Origin of the sequence: Bacillus sp. FSL L8-0199, assembly GCF_038005705.1 — a bacterium.
Taxonomy (GTDB): domain Bacteria; phylum Bacillota; class Bacilli; order Bacillales; family Bacillaceae_G; genus Bacillus_A; species Bacillus_A cereus.
Window position 1 is genome coordinate 189,019 of the sequence record NZ_JBBOTS010000001.1, and the last position, 26,440, is coordinate 215,458.

The window sequence follows — 26,440 nt, forward strand, 5'->3', positions numbered from 1 at the left end:
TTATTTCCCCCTAGCTTTTTTGTTTGTTGCTTCTACTGCTTTTTGAATTGCCTCTGAAAAATTATATTCGTATAAAGTTTTGAGACCCTCGGCTGTGGAACCACCTGGCGTTGTTACTTGTTCGCGGAGGTTAGCTGGATTTTGCGTTTGTTCGAGCATAGAAGCAGAGCCAGAAATCATTTGAATGACAAGATGTTTTGCGGTTTCTTCATCGACTCCATAACTTTTTGTTGTTTCAATTAAGCTTTCAGCAAAGTAATAAAGGAAGGCTGGTGCACTTCCAGTAACTGCAGTAAGCTGATGAACTTCTTCCTCAGTACAAAGTTGCGAAGTACCAATACCTTTTAAAAGCAGTTGCAGGGTTTCTTGATGCATCGCGTTTACTGATTGTCCCATTGTATATAAGGAGATAGATTTTCCAATTTCAGCAGCTGTATTAGGCATAATCCAAGCAACAGGCGTGCCCTTTGGGAGTCTAGCTTCTAAATAAGATGGTCCAATGCCGGCTGCGACTGTTACGACTAGTTGATTTGATAGTAACGGAGATAGCTCAGCTAATAACTCTTCATGAGCAGAAGGTGGCATTGCTAAAACAACCGTATCAACAGATGTAACATGCTGTTTCCAATCTGTTGCAGTAGACACATTATATCGATGTTGTAACTGTTTTAGCTTTTCTACGTTGCTTCGGTTAGAGACGATAATTTCTTCGATGTACTCTTTGCTTGTTTTAAGTAATCCGGAAAATATAGCTTCTGCCATACGACCGGCACCAATAAATAAAATTCGATGTTTAGTTAGCATATCCGTTATTCCTTTCTAGTAGAGATATGTTATAAAAACGATATCATCTTTAAGAGAATTTTGTAAAAAGAAAAGACTTACCGTAGATGGAATGGATAATGAGAAGGCGGAAATTCATGCTAATATTAGCTGTTATTAATCTCTTTATATGTGTAGCTGGTTTGCTAGAGTGGAAGAGCAATTATAAGGGGCAAGAACATACAAATAATTATATCTAGAAAATAATTCGAATTGAAAAACCCCTGAAGCATATATGCTTCAGGGGTTTACTAATAGAATATAAGATTATGCTTTTGTCATACCAAGTAATACAGCGCCGCCGATAATTAAAACACTACCGAGTGCAATAAAGATCAATTGGCGTTTTGTTTTCTTTTCACCTAAGAATACAATCGCACCGAATGTTGAGATAACGATTCCGGTTTGAGATAATGGGAAGCTTGTTGCTACTCCAACACGTGGTAATGAAAGAAGTAAGAATAAGTTTCCAGTTCCCCATAGTAAACCAGACAAAGCATTACGGATTGCATATTTGTTAAATGGTTTATGTTTAGACGTCAGTACAACTGCACCAACAAACATACCAACTGCTTGTGGTAAAATAGCAGACCAACCATCGATATTATACCAACGAATAATAATTACATATACAAGATAGCCGAAAGTAGAAACAATTAAAGTAAGAAGTCCTTTTTTCAATTGTCCAGGTGGCTGAGCATTTTCTTTATCATCTAATGATGTGAATACAACACCAACTACAATTAATAGGATTGCAATCGTTCCCAGAATGATTGTTGTAGTAGTAGTCCACTCACGGAAAGCGATAACCCCAAAGATAGAAGTTGCAACAAGTTGCATACCAGTAGAAATCGTTACAGTAGTTGAAACACCTAGTTTTTCAACTGTTTTTAATTGGTTTACTTGTCCTAAAGCCCAGAATAAACCTGAAATAAAACCAACAATTAAGATTGTCATTGTTAAAGCTGGTTGAGTAAATACATACATAATTGTTGCGAAGAATAGAGCACCGATTGTCATACCTACCGTTTGGCTATATGCACCACCGCCCATTTTTACGCTTACTAATAAGATGTTTCCCCATGCAATTGCAGGAAGAAGCGCTAATAAAATGTCCATTACAAGACTCCCTTCGGTTTGCTATACCAATATAGTTACATATCGTTCTAACGATCGGTAATGCCCCACTAATAGAGTAGAAGATTACCGATCGCTAAAACAGGATGAAGAATTCACGATATAAATGCGTTTTCATTTCTTCATTTTTTGAAACACCTCCATATAATAACAGGAAATTGCCTATTTTAGAAAGTGAATTCAAATAAAATGTATATTTTAATAAGAGGTAAAATTCAGTTATTTCCCGGTGGTATATTTTATTTCCTAAGAAATAAAGAAGCAGCTTCGAAAAAAGCTGCTTTAAGAGTTAGTAATTCTTTTATTAATAAGTTGAATACATAGGAGAAATAAGAGTGACATAACGATAGTAATAACTACAAGTGTCCAGGCGAGTTGCATATTACTTGCATCAATAGCCATGTAAATTGCAGTTGGGATTGTCTGTGTTTTACCAGGAATGTTCCCGGCAAACATAAGTGTAGCACCAAACTCACCGAGCGCGCGGACAAAGCTCAAAATCATCCCGCTTAGTAAGGCAGGAAATGCGAGTGGAAGTGTAACGTGCAGAAAAACTTGATATTCACTTGCGCCAAGGTCACGAGCACTTTCTTCAATTTGTACATTTGCGATAGAAAATCCCGTTTTCGCTGATTGGTACATAAGCGGAAATGCAACAACTGTAGAAGCGATGATCGCAGCAGTAGATGTGAACATAATAGACTGCTGAAATAATGATTCAACCCACTTTCCGATCGGGCTGTTGTTTCCAAAGATGATAATGAGAAAGAAGCCGATAACAGTTGGTGGAAGTACCATTGGTAATAAAAATATGGTTTCTAATAGTACTTTATATCGCCATGAGGAGCGAGCTAGTGCTCGCCCGACAATTGTCCCTAAAATTGTAACGAGAATAGTGGCGCACGCAGCTACTCTTAAAGATAGAAAGAAAGGCGATAAAATAGCATCAATGCTCATAGTAATTACGACAGGACTGTAAATCCATATTTCTTAAAGATAGATTGTGCATCTTTTGACTGCAAATACTCATAAAATGAAGTCGCCTCTTTCTTATGTTTAGATTCCTTTATAACACCTAAAGGATAGTGGATTGGCTCATGAGAAGTAGCTGCTGCTGTCTCACCAATCTTTACTTTATCCGAAATGAGAGCATCTGTTTTGTATACGATACCAGCATCGACATTCCCTGTTTCTACATATGTTAACACTTGGCGAACATCTTTTGTAAATACGACTTTATTTTGAACATCATTCCAAAGGTTTTCGTGTGTTAGAGAAGCCTTTGCATATTTGCCAGCAGGTACAGATTCAGGTGTACCAAGTGCAATTTTTTTGATTTTCTCATCTTTTAAATCTTGAAATTTTGTAAGATAACTATCTTTAGGGATGACTAGAACTAGTTCATTTCCAAGAAGATTTTTCCCTTCTTTTTCATTAATGAATCCTTTTTTTACAAGGGTTTGGAATTTATCTTCTGCTGCTGAGAAGAATAAATCAGCAGGTGCACCTTGTTCAATTTGTTGTTGAAGTGCTCCAGAAGCACCGAAGTTAAAAGAAAGTTTGATATTTGGCTCTTTTTCTTTATATTGTTTTTCGATTTCTTTTAATGCATCTTGTAAGCTTGCAGCAGCTGAGATAGTCAGTTCAACTGTTTTATCCTCTTTAGCAGTTGACTTTGTATGCTTTTCCCCACTTGTACAAGCAGTGCTAAATATAAGAAGGAAAGAAAGTATAAGTGCCCCGATGGAACGTAATGTAAATTTATTCATAAAAAAATCCCCTTTCATTTTGATACATCTAATTATAACTAAATATAACTAAATATAACTATTTATAATTGAATATAATTTGAACATATATCTATTTTTAAAAAATAGGAGAAATATTCTTTTCTTTGTTACAATGAAAGGAGAAAGTGAGGAATCGTCTATGGATCATCATTCCTACACAACGGAAGAAGTAGCAAAGCGATTAAAAGTATCAAAATTAACTGTATACGACTTAATTAAAAAAGGAGAACTTCCTTCTTATAGAGTTGGTAGACAGATGCGCATTGATGCAGCAGATTTAGATCAATATATAAAGCAAATGAAAACAGGAAAAGTACAAGTTAATCCTGTAAAAAACGATGGTAGTAGTATCTTGAACACGTGTATTATTAGTGGTCAAGAACTAACGTTAGATATGTTAGCTAAACGTATAGAAAATCGTTTGCCAAGTTCTAATGTTTTAAGAGCGTATCAAGGTAGCTTAACGAGTTTAGTGAAAATGTATCAAGGAGAAGGAAGTATCGTTAGTTTGCATTTGTTTGATGGTGAAACGGGTACATATAATATTCCTTACGTAAAACGTATTTTAGTAGGACAGCCATGTCTTATGATTAATTTATTGTCCAGAAATGTAGGGTTTTATGTTCAAAAAGGAAATCCGAAGAAAATAAAGACATGGGCTGACATATCCGGGTCCACTATAAAGTTTGTGAATCGAGAAAAGGGTTCTGGTATTAGAGTGTTAGTGGATGAACAATTACGAATCCAAAAATTAAATAAAGCTGATATTAGTGGATATGAATGGGAAGAATCGAATCATCTTGGTGTTGCCACTCAAGTTGCAAATGGAAAAGCTGATGTAGGAGTAGGTTCAGAAAAGTTTTCGCAAATTGTAAATGTGGACTTTATTCCAATCATGAAAGAACAGTATGATTTAGTAATTTTGAAGAATAAAGAAAATGAAGAGTTGATTGAAGTTGTGAAAGATATTCTGCAATCGAAAGAATTTCATAATGAATTAAATGCGATTGGCGGATATGATATTACGAAAACAGGTCAAATTGTATATGAAACAAACTAAAAAGCTGCTTGTCTATAAGACGAGCAGCTTTTTCTATATAAAGGGGGTTGGGGAAACAAAGTGTTAAACAAGACCTTGAGCAAGTGTATAAATGAAAGCCGTAAGAAGAGTAGCTCCACTTGCAAGTCCGATAAAGTCTGATTTGTTGAAAGTAATGTTGTTCATTATAATCTCTCCTTATTTGTTTAATGTAGTTGCAACAGCTTTTGCATCGACAAGTGCGGATAGCACCATGCCCATTGTATTTAAAAGTTTATTTGATTTCATATTGTTCATCATGCGTATCCGCTCCTCTTCGAATTGTTGTTGCCCTGCTTATGTCTTAATTATAGGAAATATGTCTACTTGCAACTATCGAATTAGCTTACGAAAGACTTACACTTTTGTAAGAAAAAAAGACATTCGTGTAAGAATGTCTTTCATAGCATATTGATATGATGATGTTCTTCAATTGTTTTTAAAAAACTACGCATTGAATTCGTCATATAGCTATCTTTACGGCGTATGAAAACCGTTGAAATACTGCCGTATTTTTCAGGGATTGCATGACAATGTACCTTACCTGCTTTAGAAAGATGATGGACAGCAGACTGTGGTACGAGTGTAATTCCGAGACCGAGTGCAACACTGTTTAATATTGTCTCTAATATATTGAATTCCATAATTCTTTTTGGTAGCAAACCTTCATCTTTAAGCCAACGTTCTAGTTTGGAGCGGTATCCACATCCTTGGTTAAAAACGAGTAGAGGAGTTGTTGTAAATTCTTCTATATGAAAGGCTTTATTTTGTGTTATAAGCATTAATTTCTCTGTACTAACATCGTATTGTTCGATTAGTGGATGTTTAATAGGACCTGATATAAAGGCACCATCTAATTGGTGATCAAGTACTTCTCTAATTAATTCTTCTGTTAGACCCGCTTGTAATGATAAATCGACATTCGGATAGCTTTTATAGTAAGAAGATAAAATGGTAGGCAGTGTACTTACTGTTTCGACTGTACCGATTTTTAATATACCGGAGGGTGTTTCGCTATCTAAAAATACTTGTTTTAGTTCATCGACATCTTGCAAAATTTTACTAACATAAACGAGCATTTTTCTTCCTTCAGCTGTTAAAGTCATTCCTCGTTTATGGCGGTAAAAGAGTGGGGTTTTTAATTCGTTTTCTAGTTGTTTAATACGTGCAGTTACATTTGATTGTACATAATTTAATTCCTTTGCTGCGCTACTTACACTACCCTGATCGGCAACGCTTTTAAAGATTTGTAAGTCTCGTAATTCCATTTTGTAATCCCCCTTGATGTTAACTATCATTATAAATGATAGTTAACATCATTTTGAATCATTTTACGTGATATATTTTTTCTTTTACAATTCTCTTTGTGCAAATAGAAAGAAACGGGGGATTGCGGTGAGAAGAGGTCAAATGATAATAGGGGCTTTAGCGTGTTTAATTGCGAGTATGTCATGGGGAGCGATGTTTCCAGTTGCTGATCATGCGCTAGAATACATAGATCCATTTTATTTTTCGCTTATTCGCTATGGAGCAGTGGCGATAATGCTGATTGTATTGTTGTTAATGAAAGAAGGAAAACAGGCATTTCGTTTAGAGGGAAGAGGAAAGTTACTCGTCTTTTTTGGAACGATGGCATTTACAGTATATAATGTCCTCATATTTTTAGGGCAAATGTTGATGGGTAAGTCGGGTGTAATGGTAGCTTCCATTATGGAAGCACTTATGCCGATGATTTCTATTTGTATTTTATGGGGATATAAGCATATAAAACCGAAGAAGTATATGATAACGAGTATGGTTATTGCTTTTGTAGGAGCTGTGTTTGTTATTACAAAAGGTGACATGAGTTTCTTTGTAACATTGAAAGATAATATGTTCCCATTAGCATTTATATTTATTGGTGTTGTAGGCTGGGTTATTTATACGATGGGTGGTCAAACTTGTAGTGATTGGTCAACATTACGTTATTCTACGTTGACGTGTGTATTCGGTACGACTGTTACAGCGATTATAACGGTAATTATTACGTCGCTTGGATATATTTCAGTTCCGAGTATGGGAACGATTTCTATTGTGAAATATGATTTGTTATTTATGATGACATTGCCAGGTATTGTAGCGCTACTTGCTTGGAACTATGGTGTGAAAATTTTATCATCCATTAATGGGATTTTATTTATTAATTTTGTACCAATTACGACTTTAGCTATTATGATGATGCAAGGGTATCAAATCACAATGTTTGATATTATAGGGACTGTACTTGTTATTGCAGCGCTTATTCGCAATAACGTTTGTCAGAGAAAAGAAGAAAATATAAATAAGAGAGTTTTACAAGAAGAACAATTACGTCAAGCTGTTTAATAGGCAAATGGAGGATTTTACATGTTAGAAAGTTTATTGTTTTTCTTCGCCGTCGGAGTTGCCTGTGAGCTTGCAGCAATTAATCGAAATGGTCGTAAAAAGATAAAACAACAAGCTGAGCTGATACAGCTTTTAAAAGAATTGAAAGAAAGAAAAAATTAAAAAGACGACCGGGCATAGACGGTCGTCTTTTTCTATATAAAGGGGAAAGGGGACACAAAGTTATACAAGCGTAGCAGCGTAAATAAAAGCAGTAAGAAGAAGAGAGCCGCTAGCTAATCCTAAAAAGTCTAATTTGTTAAAAGTGATGTTATTCATAATACATTCTCCTTACTTGTTTAGTGTAGAAGCAACAGCTTTTGCATCGAAAAGAGCCGATAATACCATGCCCATTGTATGTAAGAAATTGTTCGTTTTCATTTTGTTCATCATATTAATCGACTCCTTTTCGAATAATTGTTGCCCTGTTTCTGACTTAATTGTATGAAATATAGTAAGAAGTAACTATCGAATTAGCTTACAAGAAAATTACACTTTTGTAAGAATTAAAATGTAACAATTCATACTCATTTTTATTACCAACTCCTAAAACTTAGTGTTATAATTGTTGTAAGAATATGATTATACTTCGGATGTTTAGAAAGGAACGAAATAAATGTATAAACCAATTACATTTTTGTTGAAATATATATTTAAAACAGCTGGGAAAGTAGAAGTGCAAGGAAGAGAAAAGCTACCAGAAGGTGGTCCGTATGTTGTTGCGTGTACACATACAAGTTTTATGGATGTATTAATGTTAGCTACAGGGATGTACCCAACTCAAATTCATTACATGGCAAAAAAAGAATTATTTGAAGGGAAATTCAAAAATTGGTTCTTTAAAAATGTAAATGCATTCCCTGTAGATCGCGCGAATCCGGGACCGAGTACACTTAAAATTCCATCACGTTTATTAAAAGAAGGAAAGGTAGTAGGGATTTTTCCGAGTGGAACGAGATCAGCGGAAGATGTTTCATTAAAAGCGGGTGCTGTGACAATTGCGATGCGTTCTAATGTACCTTTAGTGCCGGCAGCTTATGTTGGTCCATCAAGTGTAAAAGAATTAATAAAGGGGAAAAAGGCACAATTGATTTTTGGAGATTCGATTCAAATTGAGGCTGGAGAACAAATAGATCGAAAAACTGCTATGAAAATGATGACAGATCAATTAAATGAGAAATTTGAGGAGTTAAAAGAAGCTTTGCAATCAAATCAAAAATAAGAAAAGACGACCGGGCATAGACGGTCGTCTTTTCTATTACTATTTATAATAAAGGGGAAAGGGGACACAAAGTTATACAAGCGTAGCGGCGTAAATAAAAGCAGTAAGAAGAAGCGAGCCACTAGCTAGTCCTAAAAAATCTAATTTGTTAAAAGTGATGTTATTCATAATATATTCTCCTTACTTGTTTAATGTAGAAGCAACAGCTTTTGCGTCGATAAGAGCGGAAAATACCATGCCCATTGTATGTAAGAAATTGTTCGTTTTCATTTTGTTCATCATATTAATCCGCTCCTTTTCGAATGGTTGTTACCTTGTTTCTGACTTAATTGTATGAAATGTTGCCGAAAGTCACTATCGAATTAGCTTACAAAAAAATTACACTTTTGTAAGAGAAATGAATGAAGGTGTAATGATAAGAAGATTTGACATATGTTCATGAGATTCATTAACTTAAAGATAGAGGTGAGTGTATGGCTAATATTAAAGATATCGCAAAGATGGCGGGAGTTTCAGTTACGACTGTTTCGAGAGTGTTGAATGATCACCCATATGTAAGTGAAGAAAAAAGAAAAGCGGTTATAGAGATAGTTGAGAAATTGAATTACTCGCAAAACGCAAATGCTGTTCATTTATCAAAAGGAAAGACGAATATTGTTGGTGTGATTTTACCGTATATTAATCATCCGTGTTTTGATGCGATGGTGAGCGGAATGATGGAGATTGCGTTAACTCATAATTACAGAGTGTTACTTTGCCAAACGAATTATAATAAAAAAGAAGAAATGAAAAGTTTACATATGTTAAAAACAAAACAATTGGATGGTCTTATTATTTGTTCCCGTGCAAATGATTGGGAAACGATAGAACCGTATGCTTCTTACGGCACAATAATTGCTTGTGAAGACAATGATATTTCAAACATCTCAAGTGTATATACGAATCATTCAGCGGCCTTTCAATTAGGAATGGATTATTTGATTGAGAAAGGTTATAAAAAAATTGGTTATTGTACGGGAAGAAAATTAGGGCCGAGTAGTCAAAAGCGTTTTGATGTTTATAAACAGCAATTGCAATCTATAGACGAAGAGGTTAATGAAGAATGGATTTTTACAGAATGTTTTACACTAGAAGATGGTGTAAAAGTGGCTCATAAGTTAAAAGAGATGCAGGATCTTCCTGAAGCATTAATAGTAGCAGGTGATGAAGTTGCGATTGGGGTTATGACAGAGGTTGAAAAATTAGGGATTCAAGTTCCTGAGGATTTAGCGATTATTGGCTTTGATAATCAACCTATCTCGCAAGTGTTACAATTGACAACTATTGATCAAAATTTAAAGGAGATAGGGAAAACTGCTTTTGAAATGTTGCATAGAAAAGTGAATGACGAGAGTTCTGAACAAGAAAAGCTGGAAATTCCATACGAACTTGTGGAACGCTCTACGGTTTAATTTTAATCCGTTATGTGTATAATCGCATAACGGATTATTTTTTTGAAATATCTTTGACAGGAAACGCGTTTCATACTTTATAAAGGAGTTAAACCGGTCTGTAATATCCATGGATTCTTTTCAAGTGTTAAAGCAGTGAATAGAATTTGGAGGAATATGCATGAATGAACTTTTATCGAGTATGAAAAAGTATGTAGATGATGATGAAAAGATTTTGGTTTTTGTGGTAGGGATATTTGAGAAGGATAATTTTATATTATCGTATCAACATGGGGTTTTTGTTGCCACTACTAGACGTCTCCTTTTTTACGGGGAATTTCCGTACTATCCTTCAACATTTAAAGAGTACTCATATTTGCATATAGATAGCATAGATTTTCATCCGTACTTTGAGTTTACTTGTAATCATGAAACCATTCGCGCTAAGTATATTCAGAAAGGGAATGTGGAGCAATTTGTCCGTGCAGTTAGAGCAAATATGAATAATTAATCAACCCTCTGTTTAAACATAATATTTCAATTTTTAAGAGGGAAAATGCGGAATAAAAACCACTTCTAAACCTCTAGGAGATAGTGATACAATGTCAAATGGGGGGAGGGTATGAACTATGGTTAATCAACGTATAAAGGAAATAACACTAATTACAATTGGTTCATTATTATTCGCAATTGGTATTAATTACTTTGCAATTCCAAACCGTTTATCGGAAGGTGGAATTATTGGTTTAACGGTTGTTACGTACTACTTATTTGATTGGTCACCAGGGATTGTGAATTTTGCTATAAATGCAATTTTACTAGCTATTGGTTATAAATTTTTTGATAAGAAAACAATGATTTATACAATTTTAGGGATTGTAGAAACATCTTTGTTTTTATACGTTACAGAACATATTGAGTATCATGTAAATAGTGATACATTATTAGCAGCTTTATTTGCTGGTTTATTTGTGGGTATTGGATTAGGCTGTATGTTCAAAGCCGGAGGTACATCGGGAGGGTCAGCAATCTTAGCTCGGTTAGCAAATCAATATTTAGGTTGGAGCGTAGGTAAAGGCGTACTAATTATTGATATTGTTGTAATTGCTGGTTCTGTATTTATAATAGGGCAAGAAAAGGCAATGTATACACTTGTAGCTGTGTTCATCGGAGCGAAGGTGATTGATTTCATTGTAGAAGGAATGGATACAAAAACGGCTGTTACGATTATTTCGAATCAACCAGATTTAATTCGTGAAGCTATTACGAAAAATATGACACGCGGTGTTACTGTATTAGAAGGGCGCGGCGGATATACTGGTAAAAATAAAGAAGTTTTATATGTTGTTATTAATAAACAAGAGCTTGTTAAGTTAAAACAAGTTATTAGCCGGGTAGATGAAGATGCTTTCGTTGTTATACATGATGTACGTGATGTACTTGGCGGTGGCTTTAAAGCAAGCTAAAAGGTGAACGAGTAAATTCGTTCACCTTTTTTAATTCTTACAAAAATGTAAGTGTAATGTAATGAGATTCAATAGTAGATTTTATTCCCCCTTTTTAAAATGGATGTATATATATCCTGCAGAGGAGGAATGTTTATTATGAAGAAAAAAATGATCACTACTATAATAGCGATGATAGTGATAGTAGTAATGTTACTACCTACGAAACTTGGACCGGTTATCGATAAATATAATCCATTTTATAAGACGAAAGAATACTATACGGTTGTGAATACAATTGGTCAGCATATTGGTGATGAGTGGTATGAATATGAATTTATTGCATTCGATGAACGTGGTAGAGAGCAGAAAATAAAGAAAACGGTTAAGCATATGTTAAAGAGAGATGAAGCATTAAAGGTGTATGCAAAAGGACGTTACGGTGAATCGATTGAAGAGATTGAGGTTGCAAATATTCCTATAAATGCGAAGAGTAAACTTTTAACGATGAGATAGTAAAATATACCCCCAGCTATTTTTTGTCGAAAATAAAAATACTAGGTAAGGGTATTTTAGGGGTTAGCAAAAAAGCCTTAGTCCATATAGACTAAGGCTTTTTTATTATATAAAGGGGAAGGGGGTACATTGTAGTAGCATGGATGAAAGGTATAAGAAGAGTAGCTACTAGCAATGCAATTTGGTTATGTGAGTGTTCTTCTTATTTGGCTTACTTTCTAACTTTATTGTACGAAATATAAGTAAGGGGAACTATCGAATTACATTACACATAACTTACAAACATGTAAGCCTTCTGTAATGTAATTCGATAGTTAAAAGATAGTAATTTTCATATAGTGTAACTAGAAAGTCTTAATGTATTACTTTCTGTTTGTAATGAAGAATGAAAAACCAACTAATTTTTAATAATCCTCATCTGAATAAAGATGAGGATCCTTTTTTAAACCTTACAACATTGTAAGGTTTACGTAAGTTAATTCGATAGTAAATTTGTCATATTTTTTGCATAATAGATACAGATAGAAAAATAATTAGGGATCTAGTAAGAAGGGAGAAAAATGGGATGCGTAAAGAAGAAGTAGTGAAGTTACCAATTAAAGATTTCTGTAGCTACTTTACTGTTGCCGTAGTGTGTATTGGATTATTTGATATCATAACAAACTTAATTGTTAAATAATATAGATGATAAAACAAGAAAGGAAGTCCTTTCTTGTTTTTTTTATGGGGGCATAAAGATGAAATGGATTGATAGTCATATACATGTTGATCAATATAAGGATGAAGAGAAGAACAGATTACTGAAAGAGGTGGAAAATAGTAATGAAATAAAGGGGCTTATTGCTGTATCTATGAATTATCAATCTTGTAAGGAAACGTTATCTTTAGCGAAGAAGTATCCCTTTATATATCCAGCGATAGGGTTTCATCCAGAGCAACAGATTCATAAAGAAGAGTGTGAACAGATTTATAAACTTATTGAACAGAACGCAGAGGAAATTGTTGCGATTGGTGAAGTAGGTTTGCCCTATTATTTGAGGAAAGAAGATGAAAGCATTGCTGTAGATTCATACATAGCTGTATTAAAAAAATTTATAGAACTAGCTAGTAAGTATAATTTGCCGATTATATTACACGCAGTTTATGAAGATGCTGACACTGTATGTGATTTGCTAGAGAAATATAAAGTTTCACGTGCACATTTCCATTGGTTTAAAGGAAGTGATGAAACAATGAAACGGATGATGAAGAATGGTTATTATATTTCGATTACACCGGATGTTTTACATAAGGAGAAGATTAGAAAAATTGTTTCGTATTATCCGCTTGAATATATGATGGTAGAAACAGATGGACCGTGGGAATTTCAAGACGATGTTATGACGCACCCGAGAATGATTCGAGATGTATTAAAGGAAATTAGTGTTATAAAAAACATATCTGTTGATCAGGTTGCAGAAACAATATATGAAAATACCATTCGATTTTATTTGAAAGGATAGGAGAATTATAATTTTCATAATGTAACGGAAAAAGTAAAAGTTGAATTTATTTAATAAAATGCCACGGTTTGATATATGAAAAAAACCACCAAGCGTTCCGCTCGGTGGTTTTTTATTAGGATTCTAATTTTTTAGCACGTTTTAATAATAAAAGAAAGACAATGATAACGAACCCCAGTATAAGGAAGAAGCCATATTGCTTTATATAATCAATTATGTCATTCGCACTGGTTGGTTTTTCAACGTGAATGCCGTCTTTATTCGTCGTAATATGAATATCTTTCATTTTTACTTCATTTTTTTCCTTTTGTAAATCAATCCATTCTATATTTGGAATACTTTCTAGATCCTTTAATACTTCTTTTAATGGTTTCACACCTAAGTAAGGATGATAAAATGCCCCAATAATCCCATCGGATAATTTAGCAACAGATAAAGCATTTGCTTTCATTTTAGCGATAGCTTGTGGCTTGTCTTCTTCAATAAAACCGACTGTTTCAGGCATTAATTTCATTCCATGTAGAAATGATGGTGTACTTCTATATGCCGGAGAGTGCATGGATTTCCAAGTTATATCACTTAACTGTAGTTGTCCTACATAAGTTGAAAAGTATCTTGATAATATTTCATACCCTTTTTGAGACATCGTGTAATGGGGTGCTTCAAATGCGACGGGATATAGTTTAGCATCTACAAGTTCTTGAATGCCTTTTTCAATATGCTCAGTTGTATATTTTTCTTCAAATTCTTCCCCTTTTTTTACGTATGCATTATATGCTTCTATATTAGGAAAGGCATCTTTTGTTTTTGGTTTTTCATGTTTCGGTTGGCGAATTGGTTGATCTGACTTTACGTCCCAAAATTCAAAACCTTCCCCAGTTTCACTATCATAAAATTGGTGCGTATAACCGTGCATAATAATTGCTGCACCCTCATCTTGCATAGAGCGTAAAAGATCGACTAGTTCGGGTTTATCTTTTAAATGTAGTGTTTTTCCTGTCTCTGGATCTGTATATACAGGAATAACAGTGATCATGTAAGGAATATTTTTCTCTTTTAGTAATGTAGCAATTTCTTTTAATTGATTTATATCTGCGGCTGGATGGACGTCCTCAAGACGTAAATAAGCTTCTACCTTATTGTTCGTTGGCTTTTGTCCGAAGTAAGAAAATAACACTTCACCGATGTAATGAGACATCCAGTCAAAGAGATTTGGCGTTGCAACGTAATAAGAATTATTTTGTTGCACAATTAATGGATAAGGATTCTTCCCTTTTAAAGCGTGGGCAAGAATTGTTCCAGTTGTATCAAGATGTTTAATTGATCGTTCTTCCTCTAATGTATTCTTTATTTTACGTGTTGGATATTCAATTGTATCAGAGTTTATATCTTCATTTTTAAGTGTGATAAACGAAAAACGATTGGATAATTGTTCTATATTTTGACCTAAAAATAGTAGTGGCCCTGAGAAACTTTCTAGAAATTCTTTTGTTTCAGTAGAAAGTTCTTCTTGTTTTTCACCTAAGTAAATAATATGTGTATATGAAGATTTATCAGTTATTTCAGCTAACTGTTTTATGTTTTTTATTGTTATGTTATTAGTAAAATGTCCTACTTGTGTATTAAGTATTTGGGTATCACTTGTAATTTGATCATCGTTCGAACTGTATAGAATAAGGGCTTTTGGATTTGCGTTTTTTTGTGCGGAAATAGGGACAGGAATTAATAGTAGTAAACTAAATAAGAGTAGCAACCATTTTTTCATATTATTATTCTCCTAGTTTATATTTAGAATTCAATTTACAATTATATACAAAAAATGCGTTATAGTCTATGAAAGTTACATTTTTGCACGTATTTACCAGCTGTTTTTTCACAAAATCGGTCTAAAGCATGATGATAATACGTATAGTTATTTGCTATGATAAAAGAGTAAGAGAATGATGAAATTTGGGTAATTGTAAAGGGAAGAAGGCTGAAAGGGGACAAATTTCAGCGGAGAAAGAGGTAGAGGTAGTGAAGAAATTCTTTGTAGGATTTTTAGTTGTTCTTGGAGTATATTTATATTTCCAAGGAAAGTCTGAAGGAATGGATAAGCTAGTGAATGGAACAAGCTATGTTGATTCAGAAGAAGCAAAACAGATGAAACAAATCATTATAGAGGAAGCGAAGAAAGTAAATCTTCCGGAATGGATACCTCTTGCAATTGCCGAGCATGAAAGTCGATTAAATCCAAGAAGTGTTGGAGATAATGGAACTTCATTTGGATTGTTTCAACTACACCGCGGCGGCGGGCTTGCACCAGAACATTTAACTGATGATGAGCTGAAAGATCCACGTACAAATGCGCAAATTGCAATGCCGCATTTAATGAAAGGATATAAGCGTGGGGTGCAAAAAGGTTTGACTGATTTTGCATTACTGAAATATATAGCGAATACATCTGGATGGCCAGGGAATTTAGGGCCAGAGTGGACGGATAATAACATGAAGTATAACATCGGACTAGAAGATGTGTACTATCGAAATAAAGGTGTAATTAAAGAGTAGGTTTTCTATACCTACTCTGTTTTTTTATGAATAATTTCATCCTTTTCTTTCGTGAAATACTGCGTGAGTTGTATTTTCACCTCTTCTAGTTTTGTAGAAACTTGCGGTATTTTATATCCTACATACAATGGTGAAACGACAAATCTAGGTACAACTTTACAAATGATTTTTCCATTTAAGTAATAGAAGAATAAGTTATAACTACTGCATCCTTTATGGAAATCTATCAGTATGTAACGTACAGTTTGCTGAATGTAATTTGCCATTTCATCTATATATGAAATATTATCAATGATTATATTGAATTCAGTGAAGCCAATAATGGGATGCTCTGAAATATTAAGCTCAATGCGTTCATTTTTTTGAACAATTACCCCTTGGAAATTTTCTTCTTCAATATTTTCAAGATAATTTACATATTTCATTCCGATAATTTGCATGTGTGCATGATGCAAACTTCCACCTGAAAATGGACCGTGATTTTTGTATAAAATTACAGATGCAAATTCTTCGTTCTTCTGTAAGTGTAACCAATGTTGAATAGAAAATTGCATTAATTTTCGCATATGTTCTTCTGTATATGTTGCGATATGATCTTCGCAATTATCCGTTTCAATCAGCACCGTTTGAAATGTATCTTGTAGTGTAGGAAATTTATTTTTTAACCAAATAATAGAACCATCAGTTGCTAAAATATCCGTTAAATGTTCTTTATCGCAAAATGGACATGCAGCGCTTCTATTCCGAATACTTTCTGGTTTTTGTTTACCGATATCGTTTAAAAAATATAGTTGTTGTGTATCCATTTGTATATATGCCCCTTTAAAATATGTGTAAAAATCCCGCTTAATACATTCGGGAAAAGGAGAAGGAAATCCTCTAAAGACAATATGGAAAAAATAAAAGACAAGATATCCTCATTACGATAGGGTACCTTGTCTTTTATTTTTTCTCTAATAGTGTGTATGGATAATATAGAACATTTTCATTATTTTTCTTTTTTCTATTTTTTATTGTGTATAAAGTAATTGCTGTGCTTGCAATTATAATAATGGCTTTCTTCATATTCATATACCCCTTTTTATTGTTGGTTTAATTCTTGGCTAACTGCTTTTGCATCGACTAAAGCGTGTAAAATCATTTTCACCATGTTCATCATATTTCTTCACTCCTTTTTATAGTTCATTTAATTCTTTTACAACTGCTTGTCCGTTCACTAATACCTCAAAGATTGCTTTTACGATTTCTTTCATCATGTTTGTTTCCTCCTTGTGTTTGTCTCTCTTGTTTTACATCTTTATTGTATAGGGAGGCATCTTTTCGTACTATCGCTTTCCATTACGTGAACATAACAGTTTTGTAAGATTTGATGTCACTTATTGAAATGTTTAGTCTATCTTCATTATTTTCAGAAAAATGACTATTCAAACATGAAATTGGAAAGTATAATAAAGAAGTAAGTATTAAATTCCGTACGAAAGGGGTGCATGAGATGAAACGTTCTTTAGCTGCGCGTGCCAAATTTTTAGATTTTATCTATTTTTGTCGTGCGATTTTTCATGATGTAGTTGTTAACGGGATACGTATGCCCTTTTTTAACAATTGCATAGTGACTATTGAACGATAGAAATCTCTTCACCCATTTTTAATAAACGTGTGAAAAGGGAGCTATTTGGCTTCCTTTTTCTATGCCGAAAACCATGGGGAATGTTTCTTTCTCATGGTTTTTTATATTGAAAGGAGTACGGAAAATGACTATTTGTAGTGTAAATAATGTAACGAAATCTTTTGGTGGAAACATCATATTTGAAAATATATCGCTTGAAATAAAGAATGGTGAACGTGTTGGGTTAGTTGGTCGTAACGGTAGTGGGAAGACAACAATCTTTGGGCTTCTAACGGGAATGGAGAGTTTGGATGCAGGAGCCATTCATATGAAGAAAGGTACACGTATTGGTCATGTCGCACAAATTCCGAAGTTTGATGAGGCCATGACTGTATATGATGTATTGAGTTCCGCTTTTAAAGTAGAAAAGGAATTAGAAAAAGAAATGCATGCTCTAGAAAAAAATATGGCGGAGGAGCAGGAACAATCTGCTTTGCAAAAGCTAATGGAGAGGTACGGAGTAATTCAAGAAAAATTTGCATTTCTCGGTGGTTATGAAATAGAGGCAAATATAATGAAGGTAGCAAATGGCTTACAAGTCACAAACTTATTTCCAAGAGTATTTACGGAATTAAGTGGAGGAGAACAGACGAAAATAAGCCTTGCATATATGCTATTGCAGAAACCAGATTTACTTCTATTAGATGAACCAACAAATCATTTAGATTTGTTTGCAGTTGAATGGTTAGAGAAGTTTTTAAAAGAATATACTGGAACAGTTATGGTTATTTCACACGATCGCTATTTCCTTGATGAAGTTGTAACGAAAATTTTGGATTTGGAAGATGGAGAGATTCACGTGTACCATACGAATTATTCTCAGTTCGTTGAGGAGAAGGAAGAAAGGTTACTTCAAGAGTTTCAAGCTTATCAAGAGCAGCAAAAGAAAATAAAGAAAATGAAAGAAGCAATTAAGCGCCTACGTGAATGGGCAAATCAAGCGAATCCTCCGAATGAAGGATTGCATAAAAGAGCGAGGAATATGGAACGTGCGTTAGAGCGTATAGAGAAATTAAAGAGGCCGATTTTAGAAAGAAAACAGATGGGTCTTCAGTTTGAAGGGCAAGAGAGAAGCGGAAAAGATGTTGTTGTAATGAAAGAAGTGAGTAAAGGTTTTGCTGGCCGACCTTTATTTGAACAAGCGAATTTACATGTTCGTTTTCAAGAGCGTGCTGCTATCGTTGGTCGTAATGGTACAGGAAAGACTACATTATTAAAACTACTATTAGAAGAAATAAATCCAGACGTTGGTGAAATTCGCATTGGTAGTAGTGTCAAAATTGGTTATTTATCACAGCATACGTATGGAAATGTGAAGAGTAATGTATTGGAAGCGTTTAGAGAGTATGTGGCTGTAACAGAAGGAGAAGCAAGACATATATTAGCTAAGTTTTTATTTTATGGTCCAGCGGTGTTTAAGAAAGTAACACAACTGAGCGGTGGAGAAAAAATGAGATTAAGACTTGCGCAACTTATGTATCAAGACATCAATTTTCTAATTTTAGATGAGCCGACAAACCATCTTGATATTGAATCAAGGGAAGTTTTAGAGGAAGCCCTTGAGCAATATAACGGGACGATTTTAGCTGTTTCACACGATCGATATTTTTTAAATAAGTTATTTGAAAAGACGTACTGGATTGATAGATGCAAATTATTTGAGTTTGCAGGAAATTATGCATGGGCTCGTCAAAAGTGGGAGGAAAAGCTTGAGAAGCAAGTAATAAAGCAGAAACGCCAAGGGAGAAAAAGTGTTGAAACGGTTCCTTTAAAAGAGAAAGAAGCTAGGAATCTTGAAGAGATTGAAAATGAGTTAATGCATGTAGAAGAAGATATATATGCAATAGAATGTGGAATGGAACATGTAGCTGATGTTGAAAAACTTGAAAAATTATATGAGGAAAAAACGAAGAAAGAGTTGTTACGAGCAGATTTATATAATGAATTAGAGAATATTGTGGAGTAATGAGTAGAAAGCCACTTCCTTTCAGTTTTGCTGGAGGAAGTGGCTTTCTTCATAATGATATTTTGCTTTAAAGGTTAAATGAAGCGATGTGTTTCACGTGAAACAGTAACTTAGATAAATCCATTTTCCTCAATTTGCATAGTTTGTGAAACATATGAAAATGATAAGGTGAAAAATAAATGTCATTAGTGGTTTTTCGATAGGAGTAATTACAAAAACAAAGGCTAATTATTTCCCGAGAGATAAAGTGAGGGCTTTTACGGGCACCCCGACCCTGACCTAACTTCTTTTGCTTTCGCTGAATTTTGAGGTGGGGGTCTTACTGCACGGCAAATAGCGGGATAAATATGTGTAACAGAGACTAGTGAATGAAAACAAAAAGAGAGCAAAGTTACAGCTTTACGCGCTGAACTCTGCTCTCTTTTTGCGTGGCATCTTCTCTCGTTGAAATTATAATAGCGATCCCGAGCATGATAAAAAAAGCTAAAAAGAGGACGAACTTTGGGAAGAACGGGAATAGTAATAGCGCTCCGACTATCATAATTGTTAATAATACGTAGTGCAGGACGTATTGGAATAGGTTGTCCATATTTTCGCCCCCTTTTTGGTAATTGGTTATTAGTATTCTATGTTTCATGCTGAACGAATAGAAGTGAATTTTTAATTTTTTTATAAGAAATAAAAGAGAGCGATTGAAGAGTTTATTTCAACAAGTAAACGAAATTATGATGGATATTATAATCAGAAAGTAGATGAATTAGCTAAGCAAGCATTAGAAACGTTGGATATTGAAAAGCGAAAGGAAATTTATAAAAAATTATATCAAGAGTTAAGCGAAGCCCCGCTTGTAATCTTCTTGAATAATAGCAAAATGGTGTCTACACATCATGCACGAATTCAAGGATTATAAGAAGGTGACTATAACGGAGTTTTATTAAGTTTACCTAAATTAAAGATAGAATAATAATTTTAAAAAAATTCTTGAAATATTTATTTAGAAAGAATTGACAAAATATAACTGAAGATATAAGCTAATAACCATAAAGTCTACCGGAAAGGTCGGAATAAGATTGTTACCCCTCAAAAACATCTATTTTTTTACGATTAAAACCGACTTTTCCGATTGGCTATAAAATGTTGCTGTGGGAGGCATACATAAGGCAAGCAGTTCATAAGGTTTAATTATTAAAAAAAGAAAAGTTAGGGTGGGGACAATGAAGAAAAAGACAAAAAAATGGGCTGGTGTATTTTCGGTATTACTGAGTAGTTCGCTTGTGTTATCTGCTTGTGGGGGACAGGAGGATGCGGCTTCTACAGAGCCGGTTAAACAGCAGGATTTAAAAAGTGTGAAAATTGAAAAGATTGCTGCGACAGATAAAACGAAAGTGCCAGACAAAGCGAAGAATAGAAAAGATACGTTAGTAGTTGGTATTAGTAAGCCAGGCGGCGTATTTTTACCATACTTTCAACAAAATGGTTGGGATGGAAACGTAACTTCAGTTATTTTTGCATCTCTCGTATCAACCGATAAACAAGGGAAACCAATTCCAGAATTAGCTGAGAAGTGGGACGTTTCTTCTGATCAGTTAACATATACATTCCATTTACGTAAAGATTTGAAATTTAGTGATGGATCGCCATTAACGGCGGATGATGTAGCTTTCACATTGACGCTTTTACATGATAAGGCATATGAAGGTGAAGTAGATATCTCTCAATATGCCGTTAAAGGTGGTAAAGAATATAAAGAAGGAAAAGCAACTTCAATTGAAGGTATTCAAGTTGTTGATCAACAAACAATTAAAATTACAACTGAAAAAGTGAATTCACAAGCTATATTTGTTTTAGGAGGTACAGTACTATCAAAAGCTTATTATGGAAAAGATTATAAGCAAAATACAAGCTTAGATTACTTAAAAGATTTATATGGAAAGCCATTAGCTGCGGGTCCATATAAATTTGAAAAGTATATTCCAGGTCAAGAAGTTCGTTTTGTAGCAAACGAAAATTATTATGCGGGTAAACCAAAAATTCAAAACTTTATTTATAAAATTACTTCTGGTGATACGAAGCTTCAGTTATTCCAAACAGGAGAAGTTGACCATACTGGCTTAGGTACCGGTGATGAGGTTCTTGAACAGGCTAAGGCTTTAGAATTCGCAAATATCCAAATCGAAACAGCGCCGTCATTTAGTTATATTTATATGAATAATAATAAGCCTTACTTAAAGGATAAAAAGGTTCGCCAAGCACTTATTTACGGATTAGACCGCAAAAAATATGTTGATACAGCGTTAAAAGGATACGGTACAGTAGCCAATGTACCAATTCATCCAACTTCTTGGGCTTATACGGAAGAAGGAGTTAATAAATACGAATACGATAAAGAAAAAGCGAAAAAATTATTAGATGAAGCAGGGTGGAAAGTTGGTTCGGATGGAATTCGTGAAAAAGATGGTCAAAAATTAAAACTTTCTTATTTCGGTCCAAGTTCGGCTAAAGATAGTGATTTATTAATTCCGATTGCGAAAGAGAATTATAAAGAAATAGGTGTAGAGTTTAATCCTGAATTTATGGACTTTAATACGATGCTTTCTAAGGTAAACAAAGGAGATTATGATTTAGCTTCTGTTTCGACACCGATTACAAGTGACCCGAGTGAAACAGCTGGTGAATATTTGTCTACTGCAAATGAAACTAGTCTTGGTTATAAGAATGCAAAAGTAGATGAGCTAATTCAAAAAGGTATTGAAACTGTAGATATCGAAAAGCGTAAACCTATTTATAAAGAATTGTATAAAGAATTAAGTGATGATCCACCAGTAATTCTATTAAACTACCGTAGAACAATTACTGGTTATAACGGGAATATAAAAGGAATTGATCCTGAAAAGTACAACAGTATTAGTGCAAACTTACCGGTATTATCATTTGAAAAATAACGATAAGAATGTATAAGTAGAAGACATTTTTTCATTCGGTTAGTAATGTGCCGCTTTGAAAAAATGTTCTTCTATTTTAAGCATAAGATTGGAGAGAAAAAGGGTGAAAACATATATTGTTCGTAGGTTGTTACAAATGATTCCTACACTGCTTGGTACATCAATTATTATCTTTGTCCTGTTCGCACTTCTCCCTGGGGATTATATTGATTCAAACCCGAAAATTACACCGGAAAGAGCAGCTGAACTGAGGGAATTATATGGGTTGAACAAACCGATTGTTGAGCGTTATTTTCATTGGTTAGGTAATGCATTGCAAGGGGACTTTGGCTTCTCGCTTCAATATCAAGAGCCTGTAACGTCATTATTAAATAAATTTATTTGGAATTCTTTTAGTGTAGCAATTATTGCATTGTTTTTTATTTGGCTAATTGCACTTATTATCGGTGTATTCTCGGCGACGAAACAACATTCTTTATTCGATAAACTTGTAACAATCGGTGTTTTTGCAGCAATGTCATTCCCTTCATTCTTTATCGGCTTGTTTTTAATTAAGGTGTTTGCGGTTGACTTTAAGTTATTACCGATAGGTGGAATGATTGATGTTGGCAGTAATTCAACAGGATTTGCTTACGTGATAGAAGTTGCAAAACATATGATTTTACCAGTATTTATTTTGACACTTCTTGGGGTCGGCTCGCTAACTCGGTATTTTAGAACAAGTATGTTAGAGGTTGTAAGACAAGATTACATACGAACAGCAAGAGCGAAAGGTTTGAAGGAGAAGACGGTTATTTATAAGCATGCATTAAAAAATGCAATATTACCAGCAATTACGTTATTAGCATTTGAATTACCGGGATTGTTTTCTGGGGCAATTATTATTGAACAAATTTTTAACTGGCCAGGGATTGGTAATATTCAATTAGAAGCATTAAATTTCCGTGACTATACAGTATTGATGGCATTTACGATGTTTCTTTCTTGTTTAACAATCGTTTCAAACTTTTTAGCAGATATCGTATATGCAGTTGTTGATCCAAGAATTCGGTTGAAGTAAGGGGGAGGAAGAAATGGAGACTGTTACAGTAATTACAGAAAAAAAAGAAAAAAAGAGCAGAAGCGAATCATCACCATGGCGACAAGCTTTTAAAAAGATAAAGAAAAATAAGATGGCACTTGTAGGGTTTTATGCATTATTTTTTATGTTTTTATTTTGTTTTATTGGTCCGTTCTTTTCTCCATATGCATCAGGGAAAATACAAGTTGCGCTCATTAACAAACCACCTAGTGTTTCTCATTGGCTTGGTACAGATCAATTAGGAAGAGATATTTTAACAAGGCTTATGCAAGCGGGACGTATTTCATTAACCATTGGTTTAGCTTCAATGGTTTTATCGGTTATACTTGGAGCTTTATTAGGAGCGATTGCAGGTTTTTATCGTGGGATTGTGGACAATATTATTATGCGGCTTGCAGATATTTTAATGTCAATGCCAGGATTACCGTTACTTATTATAATGGGTGCGATTTTATCAGAGTGGAAAGTACCGTCTGATTATCGTTTGTATGTCATTATGATTATTTTAAGTCTAGTAGGTTGGCCAGGGCTTGCACGCCTTGTAAGAGGGCAAATTTTATCACTTAGGGAGCAAGCATTTATGCAAGCTGCGGATGTGTTAGGAATAAAAGATTACCGGAAAATTATATATCACTTAATACCTAATGTTTTACCCATTTTAATTGTTGTATCCACATTAGGTGTTGCAGGTTCTATTTTGGGAGAATCCGCACTAAGTTACTTAGGCCTCGGAGTCGTTCCACCTACACCATCATGGGGGAACATGATTAGCGCAGCTAACTCATTAATCGATTTCCAAAAGCGTCCATGGTTATGGATTCCGCCCGGTTTTGCAATCTTTATAACAGTTGTATCAATTAATTTACTTGGTGATGCACTTCGTGATGCGTTAGATCCAAAGATGAGACGGTAGGTGAGAAGATATGAGTAAAGCGGTAGTAGAGCTGAAAGACTTACAAACACATTTTCAAACTGACGAGGGGACAGTAAAGGCTGTGAACCATGTTAGCTTTGCGGTTCGAGAAGGGGAAACAGTTTGTGTAGTAGGAGAATCAGGTTGCGGGAAGAGTGTAACAGCTTTATCTATTATGGGGCTTATTGCTGAATCAGGCAGTGTAGTGGGTGGAGACATTTTATATGAAGGAAAAAGTCTTTTAGGAATGAAAGAGAAAGAACTTCGTAGTTTACGAGGTAATGATATTGCAATGATTTTCCAAGAACCAATGACATCGCTAAACCCCGTCTTCACTGTAGGAGAGCAAATTGTAGAAACGTTAAGGGAGCATGAATTACTTAGTAAAAATGAAGCATATAAGAAGGCAATTGAGTTAATTCGTAAAGTTGGCATAGCCCGCGCTGATGAAATCGTCCATTCTTATCCGCATGAACTGAGCGGTGGGATGTTACAACGTATTATGATTGCTGTTGCACTTAGTTGTAATCCTAAGCTATTAATTGCGGATGAACCAACAACAGCTCTTGATGTTACCATTCAGGCTCAAATATTGGATCTACTAAGACAAGTGAAAGAAGAATTTAAAACGTCGATTTTATTAATTACACATGACTTAGGTGTCGTAGCGGAAATGGCTGATTATGTTGTCGTTATGTATGGCGGGAAAGTTATTGAAGAAGCTCCAGTACTAGAGATATTCCAAAATCCAAAACATCCTTATACGAAAGGATTATTGAAATCAAAACCAGTAATGGGAAAACGAATAGATAAACTATATTCTATTCCAGGGCAAGTTCCGAATTTAGTTGGTTTAGGTGAGTTTTGCTACTTTAGTGGGCGTTGTGAGCATTGTATGGAAATATGTGAAAAAGAAGCTCCAAATCTAAATGTAAATGATGAAAATCATAAAGTAGCTTGCTGGTTATATGAGGAGCGTGCGGAACAATGAGTGAACCATTATTAGAGGTAAAAAACCTAAAGACATATTTTCCAATTAAGGGTGGCGTATTTAGTAGAACAATTGGGCATGTAAAAGCAGTTGATGGAGTAAGTTTTACTATTAATAAAGGTGAAGTGTTTGGTCTCGTTGGCGAATCAGGGAGCGGAAAAACAACAATAGGAAAAACAATTTTACGCCTCGTTCAAAAAACGGAGGGAGAAGTGAAGTTTAAAGGGAAAGATGTTCATTCTTTATCCAAGGATGAATTAAGAAAACATCGCCCTAATATGCAGCTCGTTTTCCAAGATCCATTTAGTTCATTAAATCCGAGAATGAGAATTGGAGAAGCGCTTGGAGAGCCAATGTTGGCCCACGGATTAGCGACGAAAGAAAATGTTCGTGAAAAGGTAATTGAAGTATTGGAGTTATGTGGATTAGCTCCTTATCATATTGACCGGTATCCCCATGAGTTTTCTGGTGGACAACGTCAGCGTATCGTAATCGCAAGAGCTATGGTATTAAATCCAGAATTCATTGTAGCTGATGAACCTGTGGCGGCACTAGATGTATCTATCCAAGCACAAATTATTAATTTATTTAGTGAGTTACAGGAGAAAAAGGGATTATCTTATTTATTCATTTCGCATGATTTAAGTGTAGTAGAACATTTATGTACGAAAATCGGAATTATGTATTTAGGTACGATTGTGGAGACAGCACCGCGTGATGAGTTATTTACCAATCCGCTACATCCTTATACGAAAGCATTGTTATCAGCTGTTCCAATACCAGATCCAAAAGTGAAGCGAGAGCGAATTATACTAGAAGGGGATATTCCAAGTCCAGCAAATCCACCTTCGGGCTGTCGTTTTCATACACGTTGCCCATTTGCAACGGATGTTTGTAAAAAAACAGTACCAGAATTCCGTAATGTTGGTGCAGAGCATTTTGTTGCTTGTCATCACGTATAAAAAAGGGACTCTTTCAGAGATTGA

Annotated in this window: 29 protein-coding genes and 1 pseudogene; 18 read left to right on the forward strand and 12 right to left on the reverse strand. The window is 34.5% G+C overall.

Features of this window, described 5'->3' with window-relative positions; genetic code table 11:
• From proC to modA, 4 genes are all read right to left on the reverse strand, one after another.
• Positions 1 to 804 (reverse strand): pyrroline-5-carboxylate reductase, encoded by an 804-nt coding sequence (gene proC, locus NST86_RS01085; protein WP_000956280.1) that lies wholly within the window; start codon positions 802 to 804, stop codon positions 1 to 3.
• A 285-nt stretch (positions 805 to 1,089) separates the two neighbouring features.
• Positions 1,090 to 1,941: a GRP family sugar transporter gene (locus NST86_RS01090; protein WP_000353544.1), complete on the reverse strand. Its 852-nt coding sequence runs from the start codon at positions 1,939 to 1,941 to the stop codon at positions 1,090 to 1,092.
• Between the two features lie 300 nt (positions 1,942 to 2,241).
• On the reverse strand, positions 2,242 to 2,916 hold the full coding sequence (gene modB / locus NST86_RS01095; RefSeq protein WP_000020520.1) for a molybdate ABC transporter permease subunit: 675 nt from the start codon (positions 2,914 to 2,916) through the stop codon (positions 2,242 to 2,244).
• A gap of 5 nt (positions 2,917 to 2,921) precedes the next feature.
• Complete coding sequence (modA, locus tag NST86_RS01100; RefSeq protein WP_061663592.1) at positions 2,922 to 3,728, reverse strand: molybdate ABC transporter substrate-binding protein; 807 nt, start codon at positions 3,726 to 3,728, stop codon at positions 2,922 to 2,924.
• A gap of 160 nt (positions 3,729 to 3,888) precedes the next feature.
• On the opposite strand from modA, the gene NST86_RS01105 reads away from it, so the two are divergent.
• Positions 3,889 to 4,809 carry a substrate-binding domain-containing protein gene (locus NST86_RS01105; RefSeq protein WP_016119003.1) on the forward strand — a complete coding sequence of 307 codons (921 nt, stop codon included), beginning with the start codon at positions 3,889 to 3,891 and terminating at the stop codon, positions 4,807 to 4,809.
• A 63-nt stretch (positions 4,810 to 4,872) separates the two neighbouring features.
• On the opposite strand, the gene NST86_RS01110 is transcribed toward NST86_RS01105, so the two are convergent.
• Together NST86_RS01110 and NST86_RS01115 are read right to left on the reverse strand one after the other, a co-directional pair.
• Positions 4,873 to 4,974, reverse strand: coding sequence for a DUF3948 family protein (locus tag NST86_RS01110; RefSeq protein ID WP_001060018.1), 102 nt, complete (start codon positions 4,972 to 4,974; stop codon positions 4,873 to 4,875).
• 254 nt (positions 4,975 to 5,228) lie between these two features.
• Positions 5,229 to 6,095 (reverse strand): LysR family transcriptional regulator, encoded by an 867-nt coding sequence (locus tag NST86_RS01115; RefSeq protein WP_000423032.1) that lies wholly within the window; start codon positions 6,093 to 6,095, stop codon positions 5,229 to 5,231.
• Between the two features lie 127 nt (positions 6,096 to 6,222).
• Here NST86_RS01115 and NST86_RS01120 point away from each other — a divergent pair, with 127 nt between their 5' ends.
• Entirely contained in the window at positions 6,223 to 7,191 is a 969-nt protein-coding gene (locus NST86_RS01120) for a DMT family transporter (protein WP_016119004.1), read from the forward strand.
• A 21-nt stretch (positions 7,192 to 7,212) separates the two neighbouring features.
• Positions 7,213 to 7,353 (forward strand): YrzO family protein, encoded by a 141-nt coding sequence (locus tag NST86_RS01125; RefSeq protein ID WP_000894065.1) that lies wholly within the window; start codon positions 7,213 to 7,215, stop codon positions 7,351 to 7,353.
• A gap of 60 nt (positions 7,354 to 7,413) precedes the next feature.
• Here the strand turns inward: NST86_RS01125 and NST86_RS01130 are convergent, their stop codons facing one another.
• Entirely contained in the window at positions 7,414 to 7,509 is a 96-nt protein-coding gene (locus NST86_RS01130; protein WP_001060007.1) for a DUF3948 family protein, read from the reverse strand.
• 337 nt (positions 7,510 to 7,846) lie between these two features.
• Here NST86_RS01130 and NST86_RS01135 point away from each other — a divergent pair, with 337 nt between their 5' ends.
• A complete protein-coding gene (locus NST86_RS01135; protein WP_061663593.1) occupies positions 7,847 to 8,452 on the forward strand; it encodes a lysophospholipid acyltransferase family protein in 606 nt (201 codons plus the stop codon).
• 72 nt (positions 8,453 to 8,524) lie between these two features.
• Here the strand turns inward: NST86_RS01135 and NST86_RS01140 are convergent, their stop codons facing one another.
• Positions 8,525 to 8,620: a DUF3948 family protein gene (locus tag NST86_RS01140; protein WP_001060007.1), complete on the reverse strand. Its 96-nt coding sequence runs from the start codon at positions 8,618 to 8,620 to the stop codon at positions 8,525 to 8,527.
• Between the two features lie 305 nt (positions 8,621 to 8,925).
• On the opposite strand from NST86_RS01140, the gene NST86_RS01145 reads away from it, so the two are divergent.
• The 5 genes from NST86_RS01145 to NST86_RS01165 all read left to right on the forward strand — a co-directional run bounded on the left by NST86_RS01145 (position 8,926) and on the right by NST86_RS01165 (position 13,345).
• A complete protein-coding gene (locus NST86_RS01145; RefSeq protein ID WP_001273898.1) occupies positions 8,926 to 9,903 on the forward strand; it encodes a LacI family DNA-binding transcriptional regulator in 978 nt (325 codons plus the stop codon).
• A 160-nt stretch (positions 9,904 to 10,063) separates the two neighbouring features.
• A complete protein-coding gene (locus NST86_RS01150) occupies positions 10,064 to 10,393 on the forward strand; it encodes a PH domain-containing protein (protein ID WP_001004249.1) in 330 nt (109 codons plus the stop codon).
• A 118-nt stretch (positions 10,394 to 10,511) separates the two neighbouring features.
• On the forward strand, positions 10,512 to 11,348 hold the full coding sequence (locus NST86_RS01155; RefSeq protein ID WP_000248040.1) for a YitT family protein: 837 nt from the start codon (positions 10,512 to 10,514) through the stop codon (positions 11,346 to 11,348).
• Between the two features lie 138 nt (positions 11,349 to 11,486).
• A complete protein-coding gene (locus NST86_RS01160; RefSeq protein WP_061663594.1) occupies positions 11,487 to 11,843 on the forward strand; it encodes a YxeA family protein in 357 nt (118 codons plus the stop codon).
• Between the two features lie 737 nt (positions 11,844 to 12,580).
• Positions 12,581 to 13,345, forward strand: a complete 765-nt coding sequence (locus NST86_RS01165; RefSeq protein ID WP_044795056.1) for a TatD family hydrolase — start codon at positions 12,581 to 12,583, stop codon at positions 13,343 to 13,345.
• A 115-nt stretch (positions 13,346 to 13,460) separates the two neighbouring features.
• On the opposite strand, the gene NST86_RS01170 is transcribed toward NST86_RS01165, so the two are convergent.
• A complete protein-coding gene (locus NST86_RS01170) occupies positions 13,461 to 15,110 on the reverse strand; it encodes a DUF2334 domain-containing protein (protein ID WP_227593456.1) in 1,650 nt (549 codons plus the stop codon).
• Positions 15,111 to 15,361: 251 nt separating this feature from the next.
• Between NST86_RS01170 and NST86_RS01175 the strand changes: the two genes are divergently transcribed.
• A complete protein-coding gene (locus tag NST86_RS01175) occupies positions 15,362 to 15,895 on the forward strand; it encodes a transglycosylase SLT domain-containing protein (RefSeq protein ID WP_000713249.1) in 534 nt (177 codons plus the stop codon).
• Between the two features lie 11 nt (positions 15,896 to 15,906).
• Here the strand turns inward: NST86_RS01175 and NST86_RS01180 are convergent, their stop codons facing one another.
• Entirely contained in the window at positions 15,907 to 16,701 is a 795-nt protein-coding gene (locus NST86_RS01180) for a DUF4931 domain-containing protein (protein WP_016119007.1), read from the reverse strand.
• Positions 16,702 to 16,837: 136 nt separating this feature from the next.
• On the reverse strand, positions 16,838 to 16,966 hold the full coding sequence (locus NST86_RS01185; protein ID WP_001998915.1) for a hypothetical protein: 129 nt from the start codon (positions 16,964 to 16,966) through the stop codon (positions 16,838 to 16,840).
• A gap of 421 nt (positions 16,967 to 17,387) precedes the next feature.
• On the opposite strand from NST86_RS01185, the gene NST86_RS01190 reads away from it, so the two are divergent.
• On the forward strand, positions 17,388 to 17,522 hold the full coding sequence (locus NST86_RS01190) for an RAxF-45 family protein (RefSeq protein WP_000830643.1): 135 nt from the start codon (positions 17,388 to 17,390) through the stop codon (positions 17,520 to 17,522).
• 124 nt (positions 17,523 to 17,646) lie between these two features.
• A complete protein-coding gene (gene abc-f, locus NST86_RS01195) occupies positions 17,647 to 19,527 on the forward strand; it encodes a ribosomal protection-like ABC-F family protein (RefSeq protein WP_086424133.1) in 1,881 nt (626 codons plus the stop codon).
• A gap of 391 nt (positions 19,528 to 19,918) precedes the next feature.
• Here the strand turns inward: abc-f and NST86_RS01200 are convergent, their stop codons facing one another.
• A complete protein-coding gene (locus NST86_RS01200; RefSeq protein WP_000369254.1) occupies positions 19,919 to 20,116 on the reverse strand; it encodes a hypothetical protein in 198 nt (65 codons plus the stop codon).
• 102 nt (positions 20,117 to 20,218) lie between these two features.
• Here NST86_RS01200 and NST86_RS01205 point away from each other — a divergent pair.
• The 6 genes and pseudogenes from NST86_RS01205 to NST86_RS01230 form a co-directional block, all read left to right on the forward strand.
• A pseudogene (locus NST86_RS01205) lies at positions 20,219 to 20,437 on the forward strand (ABC transporter substrate-binding protein); the annotation flags it as partial.
• Positions 20,438 to 20,741: 304 nt separating this feature from the next.
• Entirely contained in the window at positions 20,742 to 22,469 is a 1,728-nt protein-coding gene (locus NST86_RS01210) for an ABC transporter substrate-binding protein (protein ID WP_000730665.1), read from the forward strand.
• Between the two features lie 103 nt (positions 22,470 to 22,572).
• Positions 22,573 to 23,529: an ABC transporter permease gene (locus tag NST86_RS01215; RefSeq protein WP_000860748.1), complete on the forward strand. Its 957-nt coding sequence runs from the start codon at positions 22,573 to 22,575 to the stop codon at positions 23,527 to 23,529.
• 13 nt (positions 23,530 to 23,542) lie between these two features.
• Positions 23,543 to 24,463 carry an oligopeptide ABC transporter permease gene (gene opp4C / locus NST86_RS01220; protein WP_061663598.1) on the forward strand — a complete coding sequence of 307 codons (921 nt, stop codon included), beginning with the start codon at positions 23,543 to 23,545 and terminating at the stop codon, positions 24,461 to 24,463.
• A gap of 10 nt (positions 24,464 to 24,473) precedes the next feature.
• A complete protein-coding gene (locus NST86_RS01225; RefSeq protein ID WP_000030767.1) occupies positions 24,474 to 25,454 on the forward strand; it encodes an ABC transporter ATP-binding protein in 981 nt (326 codons plus the stop codon).
• Positions 25,451 to 26,416 (forward strand): ABC transporter ATP-binding protein, encoded by a 966-nt coding sequence (locus tag NST86_RS01230; RefSeq protein ID WP_016119010.1) that lies wholly within the window; start codon positions 25,451 to 25,453, stop codon positions 26,414 to 26,416. Before NST86_RS01225 ends, NST86_RS01230 begins: the two co-directional genes overlap by 4 nt.
• Positions 26,417 to 26,440: the final 24 nt, after the last annotated feature.

Bases quoted from the DNA above. Each gene is read 5' to 3' on its own strand.
- opp4C (WP_061663598.1), top strand. From the start codon at position 23,543: ATGGAGACTGTTACAGTAATTACAGAAAAAAAAGAAAAAAAGAGCAGA.
- NST86_RS01150 (WP_001004249.1), top strand. From the start codon at position 10,064: ATGAATGAACTTTTATCGAGTATGAAAAAGTATGTAGATGATGATGAA.
- proC (WP_000956280.1), bottom strand. From the start codon at position 804: ATGCTAACTAAACATCGAATTTTATTTATTGGTGCCGGTCGTATGGCA.
- NST86_RS01180 (WP_016119007.1), bottom strand. From the start codon at position 16,701: ATGGATACACAACAACTATATTTTTTAAACGATATCGGTAAACAAAAA.
- modA (WP_061663592.1), bottom strand. From the start codon at position 3,728: ATGAATAAATTTACATTACGTTCCATCGGGGCACTTATACTTTCTTTC.
- NST86_RS01210 (WP_000730665.1), top strand. From the start codon at position 20,742: ATGAAGAAAAAGACAAAAAAATGGGCTGGTGTATTTTCGGTATTACTG.
- NST86_RS01140 (WP_001060007.1), bottom strand. From the start codon at position 8,620: ATGAATAACATCACTTTTAACAAATTAGATTTTTTAGGACTAGCTAGT.
- NST86_RS01125 (WP_000894065.1), top strand. From the start codon at position 7,213: ATGTTAGAAAGTTTATTGTTTTTCTTCGCCGTCGGAGTTGCCTGTGAG.
- abc-f (WP_086424133.1), top strand. From the start codon at position 17,647: ATGACTATTTGTAGTGTAAATAATGTAACGAAATCTTTTGGTGGAAAC.
- NST86_RS01135 (WP_061663593.1), top strand. From the start codon at position 7,847: ATGTATAAACCAATTACATTTTTGTTGAAATATATATTTAAAACAGCT.
- NST86_RS01090 (WP_000353544.1), bottom strand. From the start codon at position 1,941: ATGGACATTTTATTAGCGCTTCTTCCTGCAATTGCATGGGGAAACATC.
- NST86_RS01130 (WP_001060007.1), bottom strand. From the start codon at position 7,509: ATGAATAACATCACTTTTAACAAATTAGACTTTTTAGGATTAGCTAGC.
- NST86_RS01190 (WP_000830643.1), top strand. From the start codon at position 17,388: ATGAAACGTTCTTTAGCTGCGCGTGCCAAATTTTTAGATTTTATCTAT.
- NST86_RS01105 (WP_016119003.1), top strand. From the start codon at position 3,889: ATGGATCATCATTCCTACACAACGGAAGAAGTAGCAAAGCGATTAAAA.
- NST86_RS01115 (WP_000423032.1), bottom strand. From the start codon at position 6,095: ATGGAATTACGAGACTTACAAATCTTTAAAAGCGTTGCCGATCAGGGT.
- NST86_RS01165 (WP_044795056.1), top strand. From the start codon at position 12,581: ATGAAATGGATTGATAGTCATATACATGTTGATCAATATAAGGATGAA.
- NST86_RS01110 (WP_001060018.1), bottom strand. From the start codon at position 4,974: ATGAACAACATTACTTTCAACAAATCAGACTTTATCGGACTTGCAAGT.
- NST86_RS01145 (WP_001273898.1), top strand. From the start codon at position 8,926: ATGGCTAATATTAAAGATATCGCAAAGATGGCGGGAGTTTCAGTTACG.
- NST86_RS01160 (WP_061663594.1), top strand. From the start codon at position 11,487: ATGAAGAAAAAAATGATCACTACTATAATAGCGATGATAGTGATAGTA.
- NST86_RS01225 (WP_000030767.1), top strand. From the start codon at position 24,474: ATGAGTAAAGCGGTAGTAGAGCTGAAAGACTTACAAACACATTTTCAA.
- NST86_RS01200 (WP_000369254.1), bottom strand. From the start codon at position 20,116: ATGGACAACCTATTCCAATACGTCCTGCACTACGTATTATTAACAATT.
- NST86_RS01155 (WP_000248040.1), top strand. From the start codon at position 10,512: ATGGTTAATCAACGTATAAAGGAAATAACACTAATTACAATTGGTTCA.
- NST86_RS01230 (WP_016119010.1), top strand. From the start codon at position 25,451: ATGAGTGAACCATTATTAGAGGTAAAAAACCTAAAGACATATTTTCCA.
- modB (WP_000020520.1), bottom strand. From the start codon at position 2,916: ATGAGCATTGATGCTATTTTATCGCCTTTCTTTCTATCTTTAAGAGTA.
- NST86_RS01185 (WP_001998915.1), bottom strand. From the start codon at position 16,966: ATGAATATGAAGAAAGCCATTATTATAATTGCAAGCACAGCAATTACT.
- NST86_RS01170 (WP_227593456.1), bottom strand. From the start codon at position 15,110: ATGAAAAAATGGTTGCTACTCTTATTTAGTTTACTACTATTAATTCCT.